The organism is Cereibacter johrii (genome assembly GCF_001720585.1).
Lineage (GTDB): Bacteria > Pseudomonadota > Alphaproteobacteria > Rhodobacterales > Rhodobacteraceae > Cereibacter_A > Cereibacter_A johrii.
On the sequence record NZ_MABH01000015.1, the window covers coordinates 1 to 3,197 of the forward strand.

Annotated in this window: 2 protein-coding genes; one reads left to right on the forward strand and one right to left on the reverse strand. The window is 73.1% G+C overall.

Annotation, left to right across the window (positions count from 1 at the left end; translation table 11 throughout):
• Positions 1-221 precede the first annotated feature (221 nt).
• On the forward strand, positions 222-1,286 hold the full coding sequence (locus tag A9O63_RS00405; protein WP_069330148.1) for an AbrB family transcriptional regulator: 1,065 nt from the start codon (positions 222-224) through the stop codon (positions 1,284-1,286).
• 159 nt (positions 1,287-1,445) lie between these two features.
• Here the strand turns inward: A9O63_RS00405 and A9O63_RS00410 are convergent.
• The coding region (locus A9O63_RS00410; protein ID WP_069330149.1) for a right-handed parallel beta-helix repeat-containing protein at positions 1,446-3,197 on the reverse strand (1,752 nt) is incomplete at its 5' end.

A 3,197-nucleotide genomic window follows, 5' to 3' on the forward strand; every position in this document is an offset into this window, starting at 1 on the left:
GGGCCTGCGCTGCGGGCGGGGCTGGGGCGCCTCGCGCGGGAGTTCGACCGGATCGCGCGGCCGCGCGGCAGCCGCTACGACCTGCATCCCGACCTGCGCTGAGAACGGCCGGAAGCGGCGGCTTCTCCTTTCCTCTGCCGGGGGCTCGGCTTAAGACGGGCCTGCCGGACCCTGTCCGGCGCGGGTGCGCGCCTGCGGGAACGGGACATGAGACAGAAAGCATGATGCGGATCGCCGCCTGGCCGGCCTGGCTGCAATGGGCGGTTCTGGCCCCAGGGGGCCTTGCCGCGGGGCAGGGGCTGCAGGCTCTGGGCCTGCCGGCGGGGCTGATGGTGGGGCCCTTGATCCTCGGCGCGGTCTTCGGCCTGCGGGGGGCGCGGGTGCGGATGCCGCGGCCTGCCTATCAGGCGGCGCAGGGCATCGCGGGCTGCCTGATCGCGCTTCACATCGATCCGGGGATCCTTGCCCGCGCGGTCGAGCTCGGGCCGGTTCTGGGCATCTTCGTCGTGCTGACCTTCCTTGCCGCCTGCGCCACCGGGCTCATCGCCGCGGCCTGGACCGGCATCGATCGCGAGGTGGCGATCTGGGGCTTCCTGCCCGGCATGGCCGGCACCGTCATCGCCATCTCGCACGAGCGCGGGCTCGACAGCCGGATGGTGGCCTTCATCCAGATCCTGCGGCTGATGATGGTGATCTCGTCGATGGTGGGGGTGGCGATGCTGCTGGCGGGGACGGGCGCCCATCCGCTGAGCGGCACGGCCGCGCCGGGCCTTCTCTCGACCCTGAGGGCGGCCGGGATCACGGCTCTGGGCGTTGCCGCGGCGCGCTGGCTGCCCGCCCTTCCGGCGGGTGCCTCGCTCGTGCCGCTGACGTTCGCCGCGGGGCTGAGCGTGGCGGGGGGGAATATCGCCATGCCGGGCTGGCTGGTGGCGGCGGCCTTCCTCGGGCTCGGGCTGCAGATCGGGCTGCGCTTCACGCCCGACCTGATGCGCACCGGCCTCCGCGCCCTGCCGGCGCTGGCGGCGGCGAGCCTTCTGCTGATCCTCTTCTGCGCGGGCTCGGGGCTGCTTCTGTCCTGGATCGCGGATGTGGATCCCTTGAGCGCGCTGCTCGCGACCGTGCCGGGCAGCATCGATTCCATCGCGATCATCGCCATCGGGGCCGAGGCGGATGTGGCTTTCGTGATGACGCTGCAGACGATCCGGCTCTTTGCCGTGGCGCTGCTCGGGCCCATGGCCGCGATGCTGTTCCTGCGGCTGCTGCGGCCGCGCCCTCCGGCGGACTAGGGCGGGGCCGTTCCCGAGGGGCGCGGCGGAACGTCTGCCGCAAGGGCTTTCGCTGTCGCCTCCCGAGCCGACGAGGATCACCGGCCTGCGGCGCGGGGCCGGCAGCCGCCCGGAGTCGGCAGCTCGGGCAGGGTGCGGGAGCGAACGCTGTGGAGGGCCTCAGCCGGGGGGGCAGTCGCCGGGGTCTGCGAGGCCCGGGGGGAGGGGAGGCGTGGGCTCGGCCGGGGCCGCAGCGCGGGTCCCGGTCAGCAGGCGGTTCGGGCCGATCTGCACGAAGGCTGCGCCATGCGCGGGGGCATGGACATGGGCCATCGGCGTCTCGGGCCGGTCGGCCACCACCGTATTGTCCTCGATCCGGTTCGGCGCGGCCCAGTCGGGGTGCCAGGCGCGGCCGGTCGCATCGTCGATGCGGAAGGCGCTGGCCGTGCCGTCGCGGATCACGTTGCCGCGCACCTCGTTCGCCCAGCCGCCGTTGATGCCGATGCCGGTCACGTTGCCGATGAGCAGGTTGCCCGCGATGCGGTTGCCGCTCGCCCGCTCGTCGAGATAGATGGCCCAGCTGATCGGGCCGGGCCAGTCCGCCGGATCCTCGTGGCGCGGCGGCCAGAAGCTGCCGTCCGGGCGGTTCATCAGCGCATCGGTGCCGGTGACGAGATTGCCCTCGACGGCGATCCGCTGGCGGTCCATCTGCGCGCCCATCAGCTTGATCGCGCCGCCGTCGGCGGTCTGCCGGTTGGTGTCGCGCAGGATGTTGCCGCGGATGAGCCCGTCGTGGCTGGCATCCTCGGCCCCCCAGAGCGAGCCCGCGCTGATGCCGAACTGCGCCGCGCCCGCGATCAGGTTGCCCTCGATGCGGAAGCCGTCGCTGGCCTGCAGCCAGATGCCTGCGCTTTCGAAGAAGACCTCGCCCACGTCGCGGATGCGGTTGCCGGCGATCCTCACCCCGTCCGAGCGGCCGAACGAGCCCCAGCTGGTGCCGACATAGATGCCGTTGCCGGCCGCATGGGCGATGTCATTGCCCGAAAGGAGCACGTTGCGGCTTTCGGTGACATGGATCGCCACGCCCACGTTCTCGAACCGGTTGCCGCTGATCCGGGCGCGATCCGCGCGGGCGAGCCGGATCGCGCCATGGCTGCGCATGTCGGTGCCGAACTTGCCTGTGCCCAGGATCGCCGCGTCGCGGAACTCGAGACCCGTGACCTGCAGATCCTGCGCGCCCGAGATCTCGAGGAAGGTGGCGAGGGTGGCCGCGCCGAGCCTGTGCCGGGCCGGATCCGTCCCGGGCGGCCGGTAGAGGAGGCGCGCCGCCGCCGCGTCGTGCCACCATTCGCCCGGCGCATCGAGAAGCCCGCGCCCGCCTTCGAGGAAATAGCGGCTGCCCTCGCCGGTGAAGAAATAGCCGGTGCCGCCGGTGTCGAGGATCCGGTTGCGGGGATCGACCGACAGGACGGGCAGGATGTCGCTGCCCCATTGCATCCCCGGCACGAGGCCGCCCACGACATGGACGGAGAGGCCCTCGGGACGGGCGAAGGCGGGCAGGTCGGCGGGCCGGATGCGGATCTGGTGGTTCAGCTCCATCTCCGGCAGGGGACGGTCGGCGAAGAGCCAGCCGTCGCGGGGGGTGGCGCCGGGCGGCAGGTTCGGAAAGCGCGCGGGGATCTGCCGCTTCCCGTCGAGAAAGAGGCCGAGGACCGCGCGGCCCGGGCCGGGATCGAGAGGCGCCGACCAGACCCCGCCCGGCTCCTCCTGCCAGTCCCCGAGCGCGGGGCCGCCATGCAGCACCGGCCGCTCGCCCGGAACCGCCACGATGTGCAGGCCGCTGTCGCGCGCATCGAAGGCGACCGGATCGAGGATGCGGTAATCCCCGCCGCGGAGCGCGAGGGTGGCGGGCCTTCCGAGTGCGCGGGCCGC

What these genes read in the sequence shown, in the direction of transcription:
- A9O63_RS00405 (WP_069330148.1), top strand. Translation starts at nt 222, where the DNA reads ATGATGCGGATCGCCGCCTGGCCGGCCTGGCTGCAATGGGCGGTTCTG.